Below are 20340 nucleotides of genomic sequence, written 5' to 3' on the forward strand. Positions count from 1 at the left end.
CTCAGGCCTGGACCAGCACGGCCGTGCCGGCCTTGACCAACGCCGCCAGGCGCTGCACGTCCCAGTTGGTCAGGCGCACGCAGCCGTTGGTGTCGACCCGCGCCGTGCGGTCCGGCTCGTTCGTGCCATGGATGCCCCAATGCGGCTTGGACAGGCCCAGCCACAGCACGCCCACCGGATTGTTCGGTCCGGCCGGCAGCCTGGTCTTCTCCTCATTGGGTTTGGCGCTCTTGAGCAGCTTCGGGTCGTAGGTGAAGAAGGGGTTCTTGACCTCGCTGGTGATCTTCATCTTGCCCAGCGGCAAGGGGTCTTTCGGCCCGCCGAAGCTGACCGGAAAGGCCGCCAGCACCTTGTCCTTTGCGTCCAGCACGTAGAGCATCTTGTCGGACTTGTCGATGCGCAGCGATGCGGCACCGGCCGGGGTCCCGGTGCTGTTCATGGTGTCGATGGCAACGATCTGCGCGCCCTGCTCCAGCTTGCGGCCCTGGTTGAGTTCAGCCAGCAGCTTCGGGCTCATGTGAAAGCGCTCGGCCAGGGATTCGATCAGGCTCTCGTAGCCCAGGGCGGCCAGCTTGCCCTGCTCCATCGGATCCCTGGGCAACGCTGTGAAGGGACCGGCCGCGTCCTCGGCGCTGATGGTGTAGGTGCCGAAGGCCGGCCCGCCGCCGCCCTGCAGCGCCGTCCAGGTGGCCTGGCCGATGCGTCCGTCGGTGGGCAGGCCGCGCGCCAGCTGGAAGGCGGCGACCGCGCGGCGCATGTTGTCGCTGTAGATGCCGTCGATCTCGCCCGGCGAGAACCAGGCGCGGTCCAGCAGGGCCTGGGCCCGCACCACGGCCGCGCCCTTGCTGCCCATGGCCAGGGACGGGGTGGCGTCGTCGGCATTGAGCTTGTGCATCTGCGCCGTCGGGTCGGCCGGCGGTGGCACTGCATTGGGCCTCTCGGCATGGGCCAACCAGGGGCAGGCCGCTGCGGTGAAGACCAGGAGGAAAACGGCCGCGCGGCGCCGCAGCGATGGAATGTGCATGGGATAGAGCCTGCTCGATGACATGCCCCACGGTAGCGGTTCGCCACACCGCCCGGTGTCGGCGCGGGCCGACGGCGCCGGTCAGCGCAGGCCGGGACTGCCCTTCAGCGCGGCAATGCGGCTGCCGGCTCGGGCGGGACCTCGCTGCGCAGCGGTTGCTCGGTCCGCGCCGCGGGCTCCAGGATGCGCACGCCTTGCTCTCCGCCCTGGGGCTGGTCGGCTGGCACGGACAGGATGCGCACGCCGCGCTCGACCTGCTGGCCACCGCCAGGGCGCACGATGGTGACCTGGGGCGTGGCCACGACGGCGCGTTGTGGCTGTGGCGGGAAGGAAGACGCCGGCACCGGACCCGCGCCAGTGGCCATGTACTCGGCCGGCGGCTGCGGCGCCGGCGGCGGGCTGGCCTCGGGCTGCACCACCTCGGGCTGGGCCTGCGGCTCGGTCACCGGCGCCAGCGTGGGGTCGGGCAGGCCGGCGCCGCGCGGCGCGTCGAACTTGGCCTGGCCGTCGATCACGCGCGAGCGCAGGCCGGCCTGGAAGAACTCGCCCACCATGGGCAGGGCGCTGCGCGCGCCCTGGCCCCAGCTGTCCTGCATGGTGATGCGGTTGTCGTTGAAGCCCACCCAGGCGCCGGCCACCACCTGCGGGTGCATCAGGATGAACCAGCCGTCGGTGTTGTCCTGGGTCGTGCCGGTCTTGCCGGCCACATCGGCCTGGATGCCGAAGCGGCTGCGGATGCCGGCGCCCGTGCCCTGGTCGATGACGCCGCGCATCACGTCCAGCAAGGTCGCGGCAGCTGCGGCCGACATGGCCGTCTCGGCCGTCTTGGGCTTGAATTCTTCCAGCACCTTGCCGTGCCTGTCCTCGATGCGCAGCACCCAGGTCGGCTCGATGTAGCTGCCGCCGTTGGCGATGGTGGCGTAGCCGGCGACCATCTCCTTGAGCGTCACCGGGCTGGTGCCCAGGGCCAGCGACAGCACCTCTTCTAGCTTGCTCTGGCGCAGGCCCATGGCCTGGGCCTGGCGCGCCACCGCGCTGGGGCCGATGCGCTGCATCAGCTGGGCGGTGATGGTGTTCTTGGAATACATCAGGCCTTCGCGCAGCGTCATCGGCCGGTAGCTGGGGCCGCCGGCGTCCGAGGGCTTCCACACCGCGCCGCCGGCGCCCAGGGAGATTTCCACGTCGTCGTCCATGAAGGTCTCGGACGCGCTGATGCCCTGTTCAAAGGCCGTGCCGTAGACAAAGGGCTTGAAGGTCGAGCCAGGCTGGCGCCGGGCCTGCTGCACGTGGTCGAACTGGTCCTTGCCGAAGCCCCGGCTGCCGACCCAGGCCAGCACATGGCCGTTGCTCGGGTCGAGCGCCAGGAAGCCGGCCTGCAGCCGCGTCTTTTCCTGGCGCAGCGCCTGCATCCAGACGGTATCGGCCTGCAGCTTCTTGAGCGCCTCGGCGTCGCTGTTGCCGGCCTCACGCGCCGCCTTGTACTCGGGCTGCTCGCGCAGCAGGGACTGCACCATGGCCTTGTTGGAGGCCCAGCCGGCGCGCGCGCCCCAGACCGCATCGGCGATGGCCTGCAGGCGATCGCCCTGCCTGGCCACCGCCTGGTTGGCAGCGGCCTGCAGGCGCGAGTCGATGGTGGTGCGCACCACCAGGCCATCGGCATGGATGTTGTAATCGTTGCGGTCGGCCCACTCGATCAGCCAGCGGCGCAGCTGCTGCGTGAAGTGCGGCGCCGGGCCCAGCGGCTCGGTCTGGCGCTCGAAGTCGACCTTCAGCGGCCGCTTCTTGAGCGTGTCGAACTGCGCCTGGCTCAGCTGCTCGTGCTTGAGCATCTGGCCCAGCACGGTGTTGCGCCGCTGCACGGCACGCTCGGGCTGCAGCACCGGGTTGTAGTAGGCCGTGCCCTTGAGCATGCCGATCAGCGTGGCCGCTTCCAGCACGTCCAGCTTGTGGGCCGGCTTGTCGAAATAGGTGCGCGCCGCCATCTCGATGCCGTAGGCGTTGTAGAGGAAGGGCACCGTGTTGAGGTAGGTCTCCAGGATCTCGTCCTTGCTGTAGACCATCTCGATCTTCAGCGCGGTGATGGCTTCCTTGAGCTTGCGCGTGATGCTGACGGACCGCCCGATCGAGTCGGGGTACATGTTGCGCGCCAGCTGCTGGGTGATGGTCGAGCCGCCCTGGCGGTCGCCGCCGAAGGTGCGCAGCACGGCCGAGGCCGTGCGCTTGAAATCGATGCCGTTGTGCTCGTAGAAGCGGTGGTCCTCTGTGGCGATCAGCGCCTTGACCACGTTGGGCGAGATGTCGGCCAGCTTGACGGCATCGCGGTTGGCCCGCTTGAACAGCGCCAGTTCCTTGCCGTCGGCCGACAGCACCTGGGCCGGCGCCTCCTGCCTGGCCTTGCGCAGATCGCCGATGCTGGGCGTGAAGGGGATCAGCAGCAGCACATAGAGCAGCAGCAGGCCCGGCAGCGCGGCCAGCGTGAGCAGCACGCCGCGCTTGGTGGGGTTGCGCACGGCATGCACCACTCTGTCGGCAAAGGGTCGAAGTCGGGCCAGGAAAGAATGCATTGCGGCGATCATGCGTGAGAGCGCATTCTACCGCTGTAGGACGGTTACTTTAGTTACGATTCAAGCCGCAGCCCCCGTGAAATGGCGCTGTGACGCTATCAAATCAAGAGCAAACAGGTATGTGGCAGGCTAGCGGTTACCGGCCTTGCTGCTGCGCGCTGGCCGTCGCCGTGCCGCCATTTCCGCGGCCGCGCTGCATGGCCTGCAACTGCACCTCCAGCGAGATGGCCTGGGCCGCGCCCAGGCGGGTGTTCATGATGTGGCGGCGCGTCTCCACCGGCAGGCGGCTCGTGTTCTTGCCGTTCCAGGCGCTGCGGCCGCGGCTGGACAGGTTGTAGTAGATCGACACGCCCTCGCGCAGCCTGGCGGCACGCTCGCCGGTGCCCAGCTTCAGGCGCGCGATGCGGGCTTCGCTCCATAGCGCCGCTTCCCGCATGTGCTCGGCCGCCACGTGCACGGCCTCGACCAGGTCGTTGGGGTCGCGCAGGCCCAGGGCGCGCGCGGTGGCCGGCTCGAATTGGGCCACGCCATGGCTGGCCGTGCCGTTCTTGCCCATGCCGGTGCGCGGCACCCAGGAGGTCTCGGCATTGATCACGCCGTACACGTCCTGGTAGCCCAGGCCCACCTCGTCCAGGCCGGCACGCTCGGCCGCCGACTTGGCCAGCAGCATGCGCGACTGGTAGTCGGGCGTGGCCATGGCGTCGCCGCCGAACTGGGCGCTGACCCAGCGCACCTTGCCGCGCAGCTGCGCGTAGTAGCTGTCCTCGGGGCGCGGCTGGGGTGGCGCTGCGGCGGCGGGCAGCGCTGTGGCGGCCGGCGCCAGTTGCACGGCGGCGGGTGCTTGCGCAATGGGGGTCTGGAGCATGGGCAGCGGCAGGTCCACCGGTGAGCGCACGCGCCTGGGGATCCAGCCCTGCCAGCTGGCCAGGGCGATCAGTTCCAGGGCCACGACGCCTGCGGCGATCACTGCATATCCCGCGCGGCTGAGCTTGTCCATCGTCTGTAGTCCTCGTCTGACAAAGAAACGAGTGACGCACCGACAGCACCCTAGTTCACGCTTGTTGCAATCGCGCGGCCATTGAGTGGCGAAAACGTGAAAAAAGTCAGGCAACAGACCTGTTGAGCCGCAGCTGCAAACCCAGCTGTTGACGCCGCGATGGCGCTGCTGCAGAGCTAGCCGCCCAGGCGGGCGGCGGCCTCCTTCTTGCCGATGCCGCGCAGGCGGGCGATGGCTTCGATCTGCTTGGCGCGAGGCCGGGTCTTGCCGCTTTCCCATTTGTAGACCGACAGCGCCGACACGCCCAGCAGCTTGGCCATGGCCGCGGCCGACAGGCCAAGGCGCTTGCGCTGCGCCGCGAGCCCCTTGGCGCTAAAGCGCGGCGCGGCCCCTTCTTGCGGCTCGGCTGGGGTGGGCGCTGCCTTGGCGGCCACACGGCCGACGCGCTTGAGTTGCTGCTCCAGGACCTGCAGCCGGCGCTTGAGGTCGGCAATCTGACTGCGGTAGAGCGAGACCGACTTCTTCAGAGCCTGCGTTTCGGTGCGCACTTCCTTGCGGGCCACGCGGGAGATTTCGGATTTGAGGACGGAGCCGATATTGGGCATGCGATGGGTACAACGGTGATGCGCCGCGTGCGCAGTCTTTTGCTGCATGCGCTGAGCGGCGGGAAAGGCCTCCAGGCGGCATCTTAGCCGCCTGCACTGCGACCGGGTGGCAGTCATCTGTTGTGCCAAGCCGACAGAAATGCGGGCCAAACCTCCCAAAGACGGGTGAAGCCGAAAGTTCTTTTCTTCAAAAATACCCGTCCTGCCGGCGCAGTGCGCGCTATGACTTTCCTGCGAGCACTTGCGTTTTTCGCGTTCGCATGCAAACACGCACCCCGAAAGGCGCCATGCCTGAGCCAGCGTAGGGGCTTGAGCGCGGGCCTAGGATGGAAGCCAGACATGCCCTGCCCGCTGCACAAACTCGACACCGCCTCCCATTGCCTGTACTGCGGCGCCTTCAGCGCCGGCTTTGTCGCAGGCTTCAGCAATGAGCTGTCCGCCCCGGGCGCGGACCCGGACGCCACCTACGAACAGTTCCAGTCGGTCTGCCAGATGCTGGACGCGGCGGCCGGCGGCGTGGGCCGTTACCAGAACGTGCGCGACGCCTGGATGGTGGTGCCGGTGCCGGCACGCACCCAGCTGCTGCAGGAAGGGACCATTGCCGACGGCGGCCTGGCGGCAGGCCTGGTCGCCCATCAGGTGCTGCTGTTCACCGCTGCATGGCTGGCGGGGCGCATCGTTGCGCAGCTTCCCCAGTTCCGCGCGCACCCGCCGGCATCCCTGCCCGCCCCGGTCGACACGGGCGCAGCGATCCGGATGCTGCTGCAGCCCGGCGGCGTGGCGCAACTGGTGCAGCGCCTGCAACGGCTGCTCGACATCCATCACGGCTGCCGCCAGGCCCTGCAGCAGTTGCTGGACCAGGGGGCGCGGCAGGAACACGCCGCCACGGCCCCAGTGAGGGCCGTCAGTCCGGCACGAAGCGCGCGTTGAACCTCGCCATATCGGCTTCCAGCTCGAAGGTCACCAACTGGCCGTGCTTGCGGTCGGCCAGCCGGTAGGCCGCGAACAGGCTGGACTTGCCCTTGAGGTCGAAGCTGGGCAGGTCGATCAGCGCATACGGGTAGGGCACGAAGACCTCGTGCAGGAAGATCTCGCGGTGCGGGTTGCGCGGCGAGGGAAACAGCTTGTAGTGGTCGGTCGTGATCGCGGCTTCAGCCATGGCCCATCCCCGGTTTGGCCTGGCGCACCAGCGGCTTCCAGCCGGCAAAGAGCGGATAGACCCGCTTGACCACCGGCCCGTCAAAATCCCAGGCCAGACATTTGCCCAGGTGGTAAGGCGGCTGGTCGCTGTCGGACTCGGCCAGGCCGGCTTGGCGGCGCATGTGGGCGCGGTAGACCGGGATGGTCTGGTAGGCGGCGGTCGCCATGTTGAACAGCAGCTCGCGCAGATGGGTGCAGCCGCGCACGCCGCCCAGGGCGCGCTCGATGGCCACGCGCCAGCCCGGCCCCATGGTGACGCCCACCATCTGCTGCATGGGGTCGACCCCTCCCTGGCATTCGCCAAACGGCGTGTGGTCCATGGCGCTGGCGACGGCCTGGATCTTCAGGCTGTCGTCCACCGTCACGCGGATGGCCATGCCGTGGATAGGCGTTCCCGGCAGCATGGTGCCGCTCTGGGAGCGCTCGAAGGCATAGGTTTTGGTGTCGGACATCTCGGCTTCGATGTCCCACAGGCCGTCCTCGCGGCTGTAGCCGCGGTAGGTGACGGCGCGCGTGTGCAGGTGGGTGCGGGCAGCAGGTTCGGGAAGGGGCATGCGCCATTTTCCCACCGTAGCGAATTCCGGCTTGCGAGGGGATGGGGGACAACTTATAACCGTGCTGTTTTCTGCACTACCAGCCCCTGCGCTCCCACCCATGGCCTACCAGGAACAACTGCTCCCAGCCGCCTTGATTGTTGCCATCACGCTGCTGTTCTTCGCATGGGAGCGGCTGTCTCCAGGCAGGGAATTGCCCTCAGTTCCCGGCTGGTATCTGCGCGCCGGCCTGATGAACCTGATGCAGCTTGTTCTGATCGGCGTGGGCGGCATCACTTGGAACCGGTATTTTCGCGAGTACGCCCTGCTAGACCTGGGCGGATGGGCCAGTCCCATCGCTGAAGGCGCTTTCTACTGGTTCGTCGGGACCTTCATCTTCTACTGGTGGCATCGGCTTCGCCATGCCAACGGCTTCTGGTTGGTGTTCCATCAGATTCACCACAGCCCCAGCCGCATCGAGGTGCTCACCTCGTTCTACAAGCATCCGGTAGAGATTGCGGCGGACTCGCTCCTGACCGGCTTTTTTATTTACTGCGTGTTTGGCGGCACGGCGCAGGCCGGCGCATGGACATCGTTCTTCGGTGCCGCCGGCGAATACTTCTACCACTCGAACATCAAGACACCCAGGTGGTTGGGATGGTTCATCCAACGGCCGGAGCACCACTCCATTCATCACGAGCTGAATGTGCATGCCTTCAATTTCGGCGACATCACCTGGTGGGACCGTCTGTTCGGCACGTTCAAGGATACGGAAGGCTTTGCTGCCCGTTGCGGCTTCCCGCAACGTCAGGAGGAGCGGCTTGCGGATATGCTGAGGTTCAAGGATGTCTATGCAGGCGCGCAAGCCGCCACCGTTCCCGAGCCTTGACTCCTGCGCCCTACCCCCGCCGCTAAACTGGCCGCGCCCTGCCTTTTCATCCCCTCCGGAGCCCTGCCATGCGCCAGCTGACCGCCCTTTTGTTTCTGCCCCTGGCCCTGCTGGCCGGCGCGGCCCAGGCCGAGACCGTCAAGGTGCTGACGGCTGGCGCCTTCAAGCAGGTGGTGGTGGCCATGGCGCCGGGCTTCGAGGCGCGCACCGGCCACAAGCTGGACATCCAGAACGACACGGCCGGCGCGCTGGCCAAACGCATCAGTGGCGGTGAGGCCTTCGACCTGGTGGTGCTGACGCCGGCCGCCATGCAGCCGCTGGGCAGCGTCCTGGCCGGCAGCCCGATGCCGCTGGCGCGGGTGGCGATCGGCGTGGCGGTGAAGACCGGCGCGCCGCAGCCGGCCCTGGCCACGGTGGACGACTTCAAGCAGGCCGTGCTGGCCGCGCGCAAGCTCGCCTACATCGACCCTGCCGCCGGTGGCTCCAGCGGCATCTACCTGGACGGCCTGTTCCAGCGCATGGGGATCGCCGACGCGGTGCGCGCCAAGGCCGTGCTCGTGCCCGGCGGCCTGGTGGCCGAGCGGCTTGTGAGCGGCGAGGCCGACCTGGCCATCCACCAGGTCAGCGAGATCCTGCCCGTGGCCGGCGTGACGCTTGTCGGCCCCCTGCCCGAGGCCATCCAGAACTACACCAGCTATGCCGGCGCCGTCAGCGCCCGTGCCGCCCAGCCTGAAGCTGCGCGCGCCTTGCTCGCCTTGCTTGCGAGTCCCGAGGCAGCGCAGGTGTTGAGTGGCAAGGGCATGTTGGCGGCGCGCTGACTCCCTCGTTGCTGCGCTCTGACAAGCCCCGCAACAGCTTACGCCCCCGGAGAATGTGAAGCTCATGAATCCGCAGCTCGGCACTCCAAGCTGGATGCCAGTGGCGCAGCTGGCCTCAAGCGCTCGAAACCAATTCGCGAATGCTTGAAGTACTGATCGCCCTTGCACTCTTGATCGTGATCGTCGGATTCATGGTCCATGACCGGCGGACCCCTGACGCAGCTTCGATGCGCAAACTGTTGGACAAGGGCTATACCCCTGGTGAGTCCTTGCGCTGGTCACTCCCGGGATTGGCGAGCATCGTTTGCGCCTTGGTCGCCGTGCTGGCACTCCTCGAAACCGGAGCTCCTGGCCAGCCTGCCGGATGGAGATCGAAGACCCTTGCCATCCTGCTCCAGTCCACGCTCGGTGCAGCCACGCTTCCCATCGTCGCCCTTGCGCTCGCAGTCATCTTCGCTGCCATCGCCATTGGCCAATGGCGCCGGAGAAATGATCGACGCTAAGGGGCGCCGCTGGCGCTTCGCGCCCGCAAATTACTCCCGAATTCATAGCAAGGGAAGTCCATTTCGCGTGGGCTAGAGGCCGATTCCGCTCTGAAATTCGGTTTTGTACGACTGAGTGGCTCAGGGCCGCAAGCCGCCAAGATGGGTGCCGCTGTCGAGCATCAGCAGTTCACCGGTCGTGGTGCGGGCACCGTCGGCTAGCCAGACGATGGCCTCGGCCACGTCTTCGGGCGTGCATGCGGTGCGCAGGGGCACGCTGGCCTCGTAGCTGGCCTTGGTCTTCTCGTACCCGGCCTGGCCTATGCCTTCGACAAACCAGCGCGAGGTGATCAGGCCCGGACAGACCGCGTTGACGCGGATCTCCGGCGCCAGCGAGCGCGCCAGGTGCAAGGTCATGGCGTTGAGCGCGCCCTTGGAAGCGATGTAGGGGATGGACGAGCCTATGCCCAGCGCGCCGGCCACCGAGGAGACATTGACGATGGCGCCCCTGGCGGACTTCAGGTGCGGCAAACAGGCGCGCACCATCTGGAAGGCGCCGATGGTGTTGACGCCCAGGATGCGCTGGAAGGCTTCCACGTCCAGAGCATCCCAGGCCGCGGCCTCGCCGAAGACCGAGACACCGGCGTTGTTGACCAGCACATCGAGCCGGCCCCAGCGCGCCAGCGTGGCTTCCACCATGGCGCGGCAATCCGCGTCCTGCGCCACGCTGCCGCGCAGCACCAGGGTGTCGGCGCCGGCTTCGCGGCAGGCGGCAGCGCAGGCCTTGGCCTCGTGCTCGCTCTTGGAATAATTGACCAGGATGTTGAAGCCGCGCTGGGCCAGCAGCAGCGCCGTGGCGGCGCCCACGCCGGTGGCCGAGCCGGTGACCAGGGCGACCTTGCGCTCGGAAATCTTCGTCATGCGTTGGCGTCCAGACCCTGCGTTGGGGGCACAGCCTTGGGCAGGTTGTCGTAGTAGTGGAAGGCATCACAGCTGCTGGCCCAGTGCCGGTTGGTGGTCTGGCGCAGGCCCACGCCCACCACCGTGCGGCCGGCGGCCTTGAGCTTTTGCGCCAGCGGCATGAAGTCGCTATCGCCACCCACCACCACCACGGTGCCAATGTGCGGGAAGCGCGCCACGTCCTCGGCAGCATCCAGGCACAGCCGGATGTCGGCGCCGTTCTTGGCCGTGCCGCCGGGCGGGAACAGCTGGATCAGCTCCACCGCGTTGTGCAGCAGCAGGTCGCGGTAGCGGCCGAAGAACTGCCAGTTGCAGTAGGCGCGGTGGATGGCGATGGGGCCCAGCGAGGCGGCCAGGTTGGCGACGGCCTGCACGTCGACAAGCGGCTCCTGCGCCTTGAAACGGTTGTCGGGCCGGGCATAGGCGCCCGGGTCCTTCTCTTCACACAGGCCTGCGTGCAGGTTCTCGAAGTCCCAGTACAGGGCAATGGCGCGGTCGTTCATCGGCCGCATTGTCCACCCATCGCAATTCGCCCTCTTCCCGCGCCTTCAATCCGGTTTGGCGCCCGACTCCTTGACCACCTTGGCCCACTTGATGGTCTCGGCCAGCATCAGCGCCGTCAGCGCCTCGGGCGTGCCGGGGTTGGGTTCCAGGCCCAGGGCAGCAAGCTTTTCCTTCACGTCGGGCTGGGCAAGCGCCCTGGCGGTCTCGGCGCTCAGCCGCAGCTGCAGGTCGCGCGGCATGCCGGCCGGGCCCAGCAGGGCGAACCACGAGGTCGCTTCGAAGCCGGGCAGGCCCGACTCGGCCAGCGTCGGGATGTTGGGCGCGGCCCGCGAGCGCCGGGCGCTGGTCACGCCGATGGCCTTGAGCTCACCCGACTTCACCAGCGGCAGGGCCGAGGGCATGTTGTCGAAGATCATGGTGATGCGCCCGCCCAGCAGGTCGGGAATGGCCTGGGCCCTGCCCTTGTAGGGGACGTGCTGCATCTTCACCCCCGCCAGGGTGTTGAACAGCTCGCCCGACAAATGGATGGAAGTGCCGCTGCCCGACGAGCCGAAGGTCAGCGGCCTGGCCTTGGCCAGGGCGATCAGTTCCTTCGCGTCCCTGGCCGGCACGTCCTTGTTGACCACCAGCAGGTTGGGCGTGGAGGCCAGGAAGCTGATGGGCGAAAAATCCTTCAAATTGTTGTAAGGCATCTTGTCGTACAGCGAGGCATTGATAGCGTGCGTGCCCACCGTGCCCAACACCAGCACCGTGCCGTCCGGCGGGCTCTTGGCCACCAGGTCGGCGCCGATGTTGCCGCCGGCGCCCGGCTTGTTGTCCACGGTGATGGGCTGGCCCAGCGCGGCCCACTTCTCTGCCAGGAGGCGGGCCAGCGTGTCGGGCGCGCCGCCGGGCGGAAAGGTGACGACGATGCGCATCGGTTTGCTGGGCCAGGGGCCGACGGGCACTTGGGCCTGCACGGACGGGGCCAGCAGGCTGGCCAGGGCCAGGACAGGGAACAGACGCGAGAACCTGGGAATGAGGGCCATGGTGCTTGTCTCCTTGTTGTCCGTCCATTGTGGGACGGCGGATGCGCCGCGCCATCCAGGAGAGCCCTTAGCCTGCAGTGCAGGACGCAGGCAGCTTGCCGGTCAAGCGAAAATCCCCCCATGCCCGACCTGCCGCCGTCCCTGCCGCTGTCCACCGATCTGCCGCCCGACGCCTTGCGCGTGCTGGCCACGGCACAACGCCACGAAACCCCTTGCGGCGACGGCCCCATGGTCTGGCACGTGTGGGGCGATCCGCAAGGGACTCCGATGCTGCTGCTGCACGGCGGCAGCGGCAGCTGGACCCACTGGCTGCGCAACGTGCAGGCCCTGGCCGCGTCGGGCCGGCGCGTGGTCGTGCCCGACCTGCCGGGCTTTGGCGACTCGGCCGTGCCGCCGGGCAACCACGACGCCGACGGCGAGGTCGACCCGTTGGACCAGGGTCTGCGCGCGCTGCTGGGCGATGCACCCTGCGATGTGGTCGGCTTTTCTTTCGGCGGCTTGACCGGCGGCCTGTTGGCCGGCAAACACCCGGGCCGCGTGCGCCGCCTGGTGCTGGTGGGCGCGCCCGGCATGGGCCTGCGCAACCGCCGCCTGTCGCTCACGCCCTGGCGGCATCTGGAGGACGCGCAGGAGCGCAACGCCGTGCACCGCGCCAATCTGGCCGTGCTGATGCTCCACGCACCCGAGGCCATCGACGCCACCGCCGTGGCGCTGCAGGCCGCCAACGTGCCGCGCGACCGCATGCGCGGCCGCTTTCTGGCCCTGACCGACATCCTGGCGCGCACCCTGCCCGCGCTGGACTGCCCCATCGACGCCATCTACGGCGAACAGGACGCGCTCTACCGCGGCCGCCTGGACGAACTCGAGGCCGTGCTGCGCACAGCCCCCGCCTTCGGCCGGCTGGTGCTGCTGCCCGGCGCCGGCCACTGGGTGCAGTACGAAGCAGCGCAAGCCTTCGACCAGGCCCTGCTGGAATTGCTGGCCGGGCGCTGAGCCGGCGGACCAGGCCATGCCCTACGCCCTGCTTGCCGACCTTGTGTTGGCTGCGCACCTGGGCATCGTCCTGTTCGTGCTGGGCGGCCTGGCCGCCATCGTCGCGGGCAACCTGCGCGGCTGGCCCTGGGTCAACCGCCCGGCCTTCCGGCTGGCCCATGCCGCCGCCATCGCCGTGGTGGCGGCCCAGGCCTGGCTGGGCGCGGTGTGCCCGCTGACCACCCTGGAAATGTGGCTGCGCGCCCGGGCCGGCCTGCAGACCTACGAGGGCGCCTTCATCGGCCACTGGCTGCAGGCCCTGCTGTACTTCGACGCGCCGCCCTGGGCCTTCACCCTGGCCTACAGCGCCTTTGGCGTGCTGGTGCTGGCCGTGTGGCTGCGCTTTCCGCCGCGCCGCAAGCCGCGCTAAAACCCGCGCCGGCGCGCAAGTCGCGCTGTTGTCTGACCCGCTTCGCCCGGCCGCCTGCCTACCATCCGCAGCCATGAGCATCTCCGTCTGGGCTTGGCTGGCGCTGGCCGTCATCGCCTTGCTGGCGGTGGCGATCTGGTCCATCCGCTACCACCACTCGCCCAGCCTGCAGGTGGACTGCGACGCGCCCATCTGCGATCTGATGCCTTCGCTGGCCGGATTGACCCTGGGCACGGCGGTGGCCGGCAACGCGGTGCAGGTGCTGGAGAACGGCGCCTTCTACGAGGTGTTGCTCGATCGCATCGGCGCCGCGCAAAAGTCCATCCACTTCGAGACCTTTCTCTGGAAGGACGGCGTGCTGGGCCGCCGCCTGGCCGACGCCTTCTCGCAGCAAGCCCGTGCCGGCCGCAAGGTGCGCATCCTGCTGGACGCCACCGGCTCCAAGGGCGTGGGCAAGGAGGTCGTCCAGCAGATGCGCGAGGCCGGTTGCCGCCTGAAGTTCTTTCACAAGCGGTCGTTTCGCAACCTGGGCGTGCTCAACGACCGCACCCACCGCAAGATGGTGGTGCTGGACGGGCGCGAGGCCTTTGTTGGCGGCCACTGCATCGTCGACGAGTGGCTGGGCGACGCCGAGGACGGCGAACACTATTCCGACGTCAGCCTGCGCCTGCACGGGCCCATCGTGCACAACGTGCAGGCCGCCTTCAGCGAGAACTGGGGCGGCGCCACCGGCGAGCTGTTCCTGGGCGACGATTACTTCCCACCATTGGCGCCGGCCGGCGAGGTGCTGGTCCACGCCGTCTACGCCAAGCCCGAGCGCTCGGCGCCGGCGGTCAAGATCCTGCACCACACGGCCATCTGCCTGGCGCGCAAGCGCATCTGGATCCAGAACCCCTACTTCATCCCCGAGCCCGAAGCCATCGACGCTTTCGGAGAAGCCGTCCAGCGCGGCGTCGACGTGCGGGTGCTGATGCCCTCGACCAGCGGCTCGGACAACCCCATGGTGCAGCACGCCGGCCACCGCAACTTCGCGAAACTGCTCAAGTGCGGCGTGCGCCTGTTCGAGTACCCGCACACCCTGCTGCACCAGAAGGTGATGACGGTGGACGGCATCTGGAGCGCAGTGGGCTCCAGCAATTTCGACGACCGCTCCTTCGAGACGAACGACGAGATCATGCTGGGCGTGCTGGACGAAGCCCTGGCCCGGCAACTGGACGGCATCTTCGAGAAGTACGCCGCCCGTGCCAGCGAGATCGAACTGGAACGCTGGCAAAAGCGTGGCCTCTGGCACAAGGCCAAGGACAACGCTTTTTACCTGCTCAACGAACTGCTCTGAGGCCGGCGGCGGGACGCCGTGTCAGAGCATTCCTACGGCCAGCGCGGCCGGCATGGCTTAACCTCAGCAGGCCACAACCGCCACCACAAGCCGTGACCCCTACCGATATCCAGCGCCTGTTCCACGGGGTTCCCGGCATGTTCGCTGTGCTGCGCGCTGACGCGGACTTCAGCATCGTGGCGGCCAGCCAGGATTACCTGCGCATCACCCGCACCGACGCCGCCATCCTGGGCCGACCGCTGTTCGAGGCCTTTCCCGACAACCCGGGCCTGCCCGATGCGGACGGCGTGGGCAAGCTGCGCGCTTCGCTGCAGCGGGTGATCGCCAGCCGGTCGGCCGACACCATGGCGGCGCAGCGCTACGACGTGAGGCTGCCGCCGGCGCAGGGCGGCAGCTACGAGGAGCGCCACTGGCTGGCGGTCAATTCGCCGGTGCTCGACGACAGTGGCGCGGTGGAATACATCATCCACCGCGTCGAGGATGCCGCCGCCAAGGCCAGGCAGGCGCAAGCCGACCGCGAACAGCTGCTGGCCGAGTCCGAGACCCACCGGCGCATGTACGAGACGGCGCTCAACAGCACGCCCGATTTCGTCTACGTCTTCGACCTGGAGCACCGCGCCCTGTATGCCAACGATGCCCTGCTGCGCACCTGGGGTGTGGACGACGTGCGCGGCAAGAAATGGATGGACCTGGGCTACGAGCAATGGCATGCCGACATGCACGACCGCGAGCTCGACACGGTGATCGCCACCCGGGCGCCGATCCGCGGCGAGATTCCTTTCACCGGCACCGGCGGCCGGCGCGTCTACGACTACATCTTCGCGCCGGTGCTGGGGCCCGATGGACAGGTGGTGGCCGTGGCGGGCACCACCCGCGACATCACCGAGCGGCAGAACGCCGAGCAGTCCATCCGCGAGCAGGCCCAGCGGCTCGCCGACTCCGACCGGGTCAAGGACGAGTTCCTGGCCACCCTGTCGCACGAGCTGCGCAACCCGCTGGCGCCGCTGCGCAACGCCATCGCCCTGCTGCGCATGGACGGCAGCTGCGAGGGGGACAAGCCCGCCGAGGTGCTCGCCATGATGGAACGCCAGGTCAACCACCTGGTGCGCCTGGTGGACGACCTGCTGGAGGTCTCACGGATCAGCCGCGGCACGCTGTCGCTGCGCCAGGAACGGGTCGAACTGGCAGCGGTCGTGCGCAACGCGCTGGAGACCAGCGACCCCCTGGTCAAGGCCGCCGGCCACCAGCTCAGCGTGGACCTGCCCGACGCGCCCCTGTGGCTGGAGGGCGACCCGGTGCGGCTGGCGCAGATCCTGGCCAACCTGTTGAACAACGCGGCCAAGTACACAGAGGGCCAGGGCCGGATCAGCGTGCGCGCCTGGCAGGACCAGGGCCAGGCCCTGGTCAGCGTGCGCGACACCGGCATCGGCATGGACCCCGCCGAAGTGCCGCGCATGTTCGAGATGTTCAGCCGTGGCAACCGCGACAGCGGCCACGGCCAGGGCGGGCTGGGCATCGGCCTGGCCCTGTCGCGCCGGTTGGCGCAAATGCATGGAGGTAGCGTGGAAGCACACAGCGAAGGGCCCGGCAAGGGCAGCGAATTCACCGTCCGTCTGCCGCTGGCGCCGGACACGCCGGCCGCGGCCGGAACGCAGCCGGCGCAGGACGCCGACCTGGGACGCACCCGGGTGCTGGTGGTGGACGACAACCACGACGCCGGCGACAGCCTGGCCATGCTGCTGGAGATGCTGGGCGCGCAGGTCAAGGTGGCGCGCAACGGGGCCCAGGCGCTGGAGATCTATGCGGGCTACCGCGCGCCAGTGGTGCTGCTGGACATCGGCATGCCCGGCATGAACGGCTACGACGTGGCGCGCGCCCTGCGCAGCCGCTATCCCGAGCGGCCGCCGCTGCTGATCGCGCTGACCGGCTGGGGCCAGGAAGACGACCGCCGCCGCGCCAGCGACGCAGGCTTCGACCACCACCTGGTCAAGCCGGCCGAGATCGGCGCGCTGCAGCATCTGCTGGCTACGGTCGAGAGCAAGGCCGCGGCCTGAGCTTCCGCGGCCTTGGCCCGGATCACTGGATATCGATGGGCGGCCTGGCCGCCAGCACCCACTCTTTCCAGCCCGGCGGCCTATGGCCTGCCCGCAAGTCGGCCGGCGTCAGCCCGAAGGTCATCTGGCAATGCGGCAGGTCGGGCTTGCTGGACCAATAGGCGCCGGACTCCAGACCGGGGATGAACCTGGTCAAGCCGGCCACCTGGTACCAGTCCTTCTGGCCGTCCATGTTGGTGTCGGCCTTGGTGTCGTAGCTGGCCCGACCCTGTGCATCGAGCAGCACCCAGTCGAAGGCCAGGCCGTAGCCGTGGTAACTGCGCGTGGCGTCGCTGGCGTCCGTGCGCCAGGCCGCCGCCTCCGCAGGCGCCACAGCCGGCATGCCGGCGGCCTTGCGCAAGGCGTTCACCTTGTCGGCGGGTTCCCGGCTGTGGGCATACAGGGCCCTCTGTTCGGCGTTGGTGCGCAGCGTGTCGGTGATCTGGATGCGCAGCTTCAGCGTGCTTGCATGCTGGGCAAGCAGTTCGGCCGCTGCCGCAACCGGTGGAAACAGCTTGTCTGTGCCTCTCATTGCCTGGCCCTCCTGAAACAGCGGCCAGCGTACCGCTGCAGGCAAACGCTGCCATCCTCCATTCAGAGGAAGACCCAGCCCGGCCGTCACCTCAGGGTTGCCGTGCCAGGGCGGCGGCAAAGCTGCTGCTCCAACCGACCGTTGCGATGTGCAGCCTGTCGGGGCCCAAACGGGTCAGAGTGAACTGGCCGCCCTGCCCGAGCGCGGCGCGCAGAAGCCAGTGGGCGGCCGGTCCCAGGCGCACCTGGGCTGTGCCGAATCGCAGCTCCAGCCGCGTGCCGACGCGGCAGATGCGGCCCGCGCTCTCGGCCCACAGGCCCTCGCCCGACTTGGTGAACTGCAGGAACAGTGCACCGTCGCGCTCGAGAATGGCCACGCGCATCGGCTTGCCATCGGCCATGCCGGTCTCTTCCCAGGCCAGCGGAAAGCCGACCCCGCCCGCCAGGGCGTGCAATTCGGCCAGGCTGGCGGCGCAAGCCTGCTCTTGCGCCCCGGCGGGCAGAGCCGCCAGCGCGCCGGCCAGCCACAGGATGGGGGACATGCGCATGGCGGCAGATTGTGAGCGCGCAGTGTGACAGCCAGGTGAGCGCCTCAGCCCTCGAGGTTCTCGTGGTGGGCGCTGGCGCCACGCTTCCAGTAGGCAGCGGCGCGGATGGCGTGGCGGTCGTGGCCCTTCTCGTCCACCAGCACACGGCGCAGCGCCGCCATTTCGGCAGCCTCGCCGGCGCACCAGGCATAGCCCTCGCCGGCAGGCAGCTGCAAGGCGCGCGCGGCATCGACCAGGCTCTGGTCGGCCTCCAGCCATTGCAGTTGCACATCGGCGGCGGTAGCGAAGGCGCGGCGGTCGGCCGCGTCGCCGACCCGGGCCAGCACGATGGCGCGCGCGCCGGCGGGCAATTCCTCCAGCCGGCGGCTGATGGCGGGCAGCGCCGTCTCGTCGCCGGCCAGCAGGTGCCAGGCGTAGTCGCTGGGAATGATGAAGGAGCCGCGCGGCCCGCCGACGGTGACCCGCTGGCCGCTGCGGGCCTGGGCCGCCCACGCGGCGGCCGGGCCGTCGCCGTGCAGGGCGAACTCGATCACCAGCTCGCGCGCCGCCGCGTCGAAGCGGCGCGGCGTGTAGTCGCGCATCACCGGCGCCGTGCCGCTCGCGCCCTCCAGGATGAACTTGACGTGGTCGTCGAAGGAGGCGCTGATGAAGTCGGCCAGCGACTCGCCGCCGAAGCTGATGCTGATGAAATGCGGACTCAGCGTTTCGGTGCGCAGCACGGTGAGCTCGCGCCTCTTGAGTTCGTGGCGCACGCGCTGCACGCGGCTGCCGGTGGTGGATTCAGTGGCCATGACGAAACAATCGGAAAGAGGGGATATGGTTGATAATGTCCCCTATCATGCGCAAATCAGTTGATAATGTCAACCAAGAGGCCGGCACACCCGTCAACGCTCCGGAGACCGACGTGCTGGAGCTGGTCCATGCCGTCATGCACGACTACCGCTCGCGCCAGTACCGGTTCCTGCGCGACGGGCCGCACGACATCACCCACATGGACGGCAAGGTGCTGGGCTTTTTCGGCCGGCGGCCGGGCGCGACCCAGAGCGACCTTGTCCAGCACACGGGCCGCGACAAGGCCCAGCTGGCCCGCCTGGTCAAGGGCCTGCGCGAGCGTGGCCTGCTGCAGGCGCAAGAGGACGAGGCCGACCGGCGCAGCGTGCGCCTGTCCCTCACAGACGAGGGCCGCGCCATCCAGCGCACGCTGCAGCAGCAGGCGGCGCGCCTGCGCAAGCAGGCTGTGGCGGGACTGGATGAGGCCGAGCGCGCCCAGCTGACGGCGCTGCTGCAGCGCGTCAAGACCAACCTGGGCTGAGCTTTACGCCGCTTCGGCGAATTCTTCCGCGGCAAAGGCAAAGGGCTCGCGCCAGCCGGGCAGCGCTTGCAGCCGGCCATGCCAGGCGGCAATCGCCGCAAAGCCTTGCAGCGGCAGCCGCGCGCCCTGCGCGTACGGAAAGGCCGCCGAGACGGCGAAGTCCGCCACCGTCAATACATCGCCTAGCAGGAAGGCGCGGCCGTCGGCCAGGTGCTGCTCCAGCACCGCGGCCGAAGCCACAAAGCCCTGCTCCGCCTGGTGCACCGCCGCCGCATCCGGCGCGCCCATGCCGATGGCCTGCTTGACCATGTTCTCGAAGTACAGCGTGCCGCCGTGGCGGCTGAAGTGGTGCGCGTCCCAGCTGAGCCAGCGCTGCACCTCCACTTGCGCCCGCGCCCCATGCGGCCACAGCCCGGCGCCGGCCACGTCGGACAAATGGCACATGATGGCGTTGGCCTCCCACAGCAGCAGTTCGCCGTCCTGCAGCAGCGGCAGCATGCCATTGGGGTTGAGCGCCAGAAAGGCCGGCGCCTTGTGCTCGCCGCGCGCCAGCCGCACATGGACATACTCCAGCGGCAGGCCCAGATGCTGCGCCACGGCGCAGGCCTTGCGCGGGTTGATGGTCTCGTCGTAGTACAGCTTCATGGCTGCGCACCTTCTACATGGGCGGCCAGCTTGTCGAAGCTGCCGGACCAGCCGCCGTCATGGCCGTCGCGCGACGCCACCGAAGTGAAACCGCTCTGGCGGAACACCATGCGCGTGCGGCCCGGCCCCTCCTGCGTCAGGCTGACGGTGATCAGCGTGGCCGGCCCGGGCTTGCCCTGTTCGTCCTCCCAGGCATGGGTCATGACCAGGCGTTTGGGCGGATCGATCTCTTTGTAGGTGCCCTGCAGCCAGTGGTCCACGCCGTCGGGCGAGCGCAGGCAGGCGCGGTAATGGCCGCCGGGCCGCAGGTCCATGCTGCTGTGCGGCGTGGTGAAACCGGTCGGGCCCGACCAGTGGGCCAGGTGCTGCGGCTCGGTCCAGGCGGCAAAGACCAGGGCCTGCGGCGCGTTGAAGACACGGGTGATGACCAGGTCGTCGACCTGGGATGCAGTGCTGATTGCGCTTGACTCATTTGCGTTTGGCATCTGGCTTCTCCTTGGTTTGCAGGTCTTGCAGGTAGCTGTCCAGGCGCCCGAAGCCCTCTTCCCAGAGCTGGCGGTAGCCGCCGGCCCACTCCACCACCTCCTGCAGCGGCGCGGCCTGGATGCTGCAGGGCCGGGCCTGGGCCTCGCGTGAGCGGGAAATCAGGCCGGCCCGCTCCAGGATCTTCAGGTGCTTGGAGATGGCCGGCTGGCTCATGGTGAACGGCAGAGCCAGCTCGGTCACGTTGGCCGGCCCCATGGCCAGGCGCGACAGGATGGCGCGGCGCGTCGGGTCGGCCAGGGCGGCGAAGGTGGCGCTCAATGTGTCCATGGATGGGCTTTGGAACCTTGCAGTTATATAACCACAAGGTTATTCACAAGATCGCA

Annotated in this window: 24 protein-coding genes; 9 read left to right on the forward strand and 15 right to left on the reverse strand. The window is 68.6% G+C overall.

Translation table 11 applies throughout. The features are described 5' to 3' along the window. Nucleotide 1: 1 nt before the first annotated feature. From Q0632_RS15905 to Q0632_RS15920, 4 genes are all read right to left on the reverse strand, one after another. Nucleotides 2-1024 carry a L,D-transpeptidase family protein gene (locus Q0632_RS15905; protein WP_298931954.1) on the reverse strand — a complete coding sequence of 341 codons (1023 nt, stop codon included), beginning with the start codon at nt 1022-1024 and terminating at the stop codon, nt 2-4. A gap of 104 nt (nt 1025-1128) precedes the next feature. Next, nucleotides 1129-3588: a transglycosylase domain-containing protein gene (locus Q0632_RS15910; protein WP_298931956.1), complete on the reverse strand. Its 2460-nt coding sequence runs from the start codon at nt 3586-3588 to the stop codon at nt 1129-1131. A gap of 136 nt (nt 3589-3724) precedes the next feature. Continuing rightward, nucleotides 3725-4585, reverse strand: a complete 861-nt coding sequence (locus Q0632_RS15915) for a hypothetical protein (protein WP_298931958.1) — start codon at nt 4583-4585, stop codon at nt 3725-3727. 176 nt (nt 4586-4761) lie between these two features. Next, nucleotides 4762-5190 (reverse strand): helix-turn-helix domain-containing protein, encoded by a 429-nt coding sequence (locus Q0632_RS15920; protein ID WP_298931960.1) that lies wholly within the window; start codon nt 5188-5190, stop codon nt 4762-4764. A gap of 339 nt (nt 5191-5529) precedes the next feature. Here Q0632_RS15920 and Q0632_RS15925 point away from each other — a divergent pair, with 339 nt between their 5' ends. After that, nucleotides 5530-6120 (forward strand): hypothetical protein, encoded by a 591-nt coding sequence (locus tag Q0632_RS15925; protein ID WP_298931962.1) that lies wholly within the window; start codon nt 5530-5532, stop codon nt 6118-6120. Here the strand turns inward: Q0632_RS15925 and Q0632_RS15930 are convergent. Both Q0632_RS15930 and Q0632_RS15935 read right to left on the reverse strand, forming a co-directional pair. Then, nucleotides 6095-6349, reverse strand: coding sequence for a hypothetical protein (locus Q0632_RS15930; protein ID WP_298931963.1), 255 nt, complete (start codon nt 6347-6349; stop codon nt 6095-6097). The two genes, Q0632_RS15925 and Q0632_RS15930, sit on opposite strands and share 26 nt — an antisense overlap. After that, the gene (locus tag Q0632_RS15935; RefSeq protein ID WP_298931965.1) at nt 6342-6944 is read right to left on the reverse strand and encodes a DUF2889 domain-containing protein; all 603 of its coding nucleotides are present in this window, start codon (nt 6942-6944) and stop codon (nt 6342-6344) included. The genes Q0632_RS15930 and Q0632_RS15935 overlap by 8 nt, the downstream gene beginning before the upstream one ends. A 100-nt stretch (nt 6945-7044) precedes the next feature. Here Q0632_RS15935 and Q0632_RS15940 point away from each other — a divergent pair, with 100 nt between their 5' ends. From Q0632_RS15940 to Q0632_RS15950, 3 genes are all read left to right on the forward strand, one after another. Further along, nucleotides 7045-7812 carry a sterol desaturase family protein gene (locus Q0632_RS15940; protein WP_298931967.1) on the forward strand — a complete coding sequence of 256 codons (768 nt, stop codon included), beginning with the start codon at nt 7045-7047 and terminating at the stop codon, nt 7810-7812. A 68-nt stretch (nt 7813-7880) separates the two neighbouring features. Next, nucleotides 7881-8630, forward strand: coding sequence for a substrate-binding domain-containing protein (locus tag Q0632_RS15945; protein WP_298931969.1), 750 nt, complete (start codon nt 7881-7883; stop codon nt 8628-8630). A gap of 140 nt (nt 8631-8770) precedes the next feature. Beyond that, entirely contained in the window at nt 8771-9133 is a 363-nt protein-coding gene (locus Q0632_RS15950; protein ID WP_298931971.1) for a hypothetical protein, read from the forward strand. A gap of 120 nt (nt 9134-9253) precedes the next feature. Here the strand turns inward: Q0632_RS15950 and Q0632_RS15955 are convergent, their stop codons facing one another. Genes Q0632_RS15955 through Q0632_RS15965 form a run of 3 tightly spaced genes read right to left on the reverse strand, consistent with a single transcriptional unit; the run spans nt 9254 to nt 11604 of the window. Next, nucleotides 9254-10033, reverse strand: coding sequence for an SDR family NAD(P)-dependent oxidoreductase (locus Q0632_RS15955; RefSeq protein ID WP_298931973.1), 780 nt, complete (start codon nt 10031-10033; stop codon nt 9254-9256). Next, entirely contained in the window at nt 10030-10575 is a 546-nt protein-coding gene (locus tag Q0632_RS15960) for an NYN domain-containing protein (RefSeq protein ID WP_298931975.1), read from the reverse strand. The genes Q0632_RS15955 and Q0632_RS15960 overlap by 4 nt, the downstream gene beginning before the upstream one ends. A gap of 45 nt (nt 10576-10620) precedes the next feature. Further along, nucleotides 10621-11604 (reverse strand): tripartite tricarboxylate transporter substrate binding protein, encoded by a 984-nt coding sequence (locus Q0632_RS15965; protein WP_298931977.1) that lies wholly within the window; start codon nt 11602-11604, stop codon nt 10621-10623. Nucleotides 11605-11724: 120 nt separating this feature from the next. Here Q0632_RS15965 and Q0632_RS15970 point away from each other — a divergent pair, with 120 nt between their 5' ends. The 4 genes from Q0632_RS15970 to Q0632_RS15985 all read left to right on the forward strand — a co-directional run bounded on the left by Q0632_RS15970 (nt 11725) and on the right by Q0632_RS15985 (nt 16396). After that, nucleotides 11725-12597, forward strand: a complete 873-nt coding sequence (locus Q0632_RS15970) for an alpha/beta fold hydrolase (protein ID WP_298931979.1) — start codon at nt 11725-11727, stop codon at nt 12595-12597. A 16-nt stretch (nt 12598-12613) separates the two neighbouring features. Further along, nucleotides 12614-13006 carry a DUF2784 domain-containing protein gene (locus Q0632_RS15975; RefSeq protein ID WP_298931981.1) on the forward strand — a complete coding sequence of 131 codons (393 nt, stop codon included), beginning with the start codon at nt 12614-12616 and terminating at the stop codon, nt 13004-13006. Nucleotides 13007-13079: 73 nt separating this feature from the next. Then, entirely contained in the window at nt 13080-14342 is a 1263-nt protein-coding gene (locus Q0632_RS15980; RefSeq protein ID WP_298931983.1) for a phosphatidylserine/phosphatidylglycerophosphate/cardiolipin synthase family protein, read from the forward strand. Nucleotides 14343-14434: 92 nt separating this feature from the next. Continuing rightward, nucleotides 14435-16396: an ATP-binding protein gene (locus tag Q0632_RS15985; protein WP_298931985.1), complete on the forward strand. Its 1962-nt coding sequence runs from the start codon at nt 14435-14437 to the stop codon at nt 16394-16396. 22 nt (nt 16397-16418) lie between these two features. Here the strand turns inward: Q0632_RS15985 and Q0632_RS15990 are convergent, their stop codons facing one another. From Q0632_RS15990 to Q0632_RS16000, 3 genes are all read right to left on the reverse strand, one after another. Beyond that, on the reverse strand, nt 16419-16967 hold the full coding sequence (locus Q0632_RS15990) for a M15 family metallopeptidase (protein WP_298931986.1): 549 nt from the start codon (nt 16965-16967) through the stop codon (nt 16419-16421). Nucleotides 16968-17058: 91 nt separating this feature from the next. After that, the gene (locus Q0632_RS15995) at nt 17059-17514 is read right to left on the reverse strand and encodes a hypothetical protein (RefSeq protein ID WP_298931987.1); all 456 of its coding nucleotides are present in this window, start codon (nt 17512-17514) and stop codon (nt 17059-17061) included. Between the two features lie 44 nt (nt 17515-17558). Next, nucleotides 17559-18305, reverse strand: coding sequence for a siderophore-interacting protein (locus tag Q0632_RS16000; protein WP_298931989.1), 747 nt, complete (start codon nt 18303-18305; stop codon nt 17559-17561). A 47-nt stretch (nt 18306-18352) separates the two neighbouring features. Here Q0632_RS16000 and Q0632_RS16005 point away from each other — a divergent pair, with 47 nt between their 5' ends. Then, nucleotides 18353-18826: a MarR family transcriptional regulator gene (locus tag Q0632_RS16005; protein ID WP_298931991.1), complete on the forward strand. Its 474-nt coding sequence runs from the start codon at nt 18353-18355 to the stop codon at nt 18824-18826. A gap of 3 nt (nt 18827-18829) precedes the next feature. Here Q0632_RS16005 and Q0632_RS16010 read toward each other — a convergent pair whose 3' ends face one another. The 3 genes from Q0632_RS16010 to Q0632_RS16020 are packed head-to-tail and all read right to left on the reverse strand — an operon-like array spanning nt 18830 to nt 20284. Next, complete coding sequence (locus Q0632_RS16010) at nt 18830-19471, reverse strand: glutathione S-transferase family protein (protein ID WP_298931993.1); 642 nt, start codon at nt 19469-19471, stop codon at nt 18830-18832. Further along, nucleotides 19468-19956, reverse strand: coding sequence for an SRPBCC domain-containing protein (locus tag Q0632_RS16015; protein WP_298931995.1), 489 nt, complete (start codon nt 19954-19956; stop codon nt 19468-19470). The genes Q0632_RS16010 and Q0632_RS16015 overlap by 4 nt, the downstream gene beginning before the upstream one ends. After that, nucleotides 19940-20284 carry a helix-turn-helix transcriptional regulator gene (locus Q0632_RS16020; protein WP_298931997.1) on the reverse strand — a complete coding sequence of 115 codons (345 nt, stop codon included), beginning with the start codon at nt 20282-20284 and terminating at the stop codon, nt 19940-19942. The genes Q0632_RS16015 and Q0632_RS16020 overlap by 17 nt, the downstream gene beginning before the upstream one ends. Nucleotides 20285-20340 lie beyond the last annotated feature (56 nt).

Origin of the sequence: uncultured Ramlibacter sp., from assembly GCF_936925435.1 — a bacterium.
GTDB lineage: Bacteria > Pseudomonadota > Gammaproteobacteria > Burkholderiales > Burkholderiaceae_C > Ramlibacter.